The organism is Streptomyces sp. NRRL F-2664 (assembly GCF_000719345.1).
Classification (GTDB): Bacteria; Actinomycetota; Actinomycetes; order Streptomycetales; family Streptomycetaceae; genus Streptomyces.
In genome coordinates this window covers 1-462 of the sequence record NZ_JOFX01000349.1, presented here as the reverse complement: position 1 = coordinate 462, position 462 = coordinate 1, and the positions used below count along the sequence as shown (strand labels likewise).

Here is a 462-nt window from a genome sequence, read left to right as displayed (position 1 = left end):
GGCCTCCTGCAGGACGGCTCCGGTGGCCAGGTCCACCACCCGCGAGGTCACCGTTTCCGCGTCCGTGCCGGGCGCCACGGTGGTGGTCTCGGTCAGGCGCCCGTCCTCAACGGTCCGGCTGACCTCAGTCTTCAGCTCACCCGGCCCCTCACCCCGCCCCTCCTCCACGGCGCCCTCAGCCCAGGAGACGGTCTGCGAGGCGGCCTGCCCGTACTTGTCGTAGGTGAATGTGGTCTGCTCGCGGGCGGTGAGCTTCCCGGCGCTGTCTGCGGTGCGGGTGACGGTCCCGGTGACCGTGCGCCGGTCCCCGGAAAGGGAGTTGGAGGTCTCCTGCAGCACCTTGCCGTCCCGGCCGGTGGTCTTCTGCGACACGACCAGCCCGGTAGCACCCTCTTCGGGGTCGTACAGGGTCTCGGTGACCGTGCCCGTCTCGTCCACCGTCTTCACCGCACGCCCGTAGGC

Annotated in this window: 1 protein-coding gene; it reads right to left on the bottom strand. The window is 71.0% G+C overall.

Annotated features, from left to right (window positions below; genetic code table 11):
* On the bottom strand, positions 1-462 hold a 462-nt coding region (locus IF89_RS39650), incomplete at both ends, for a hypothetical protein (RefSeq protein ID WP_043194969.1).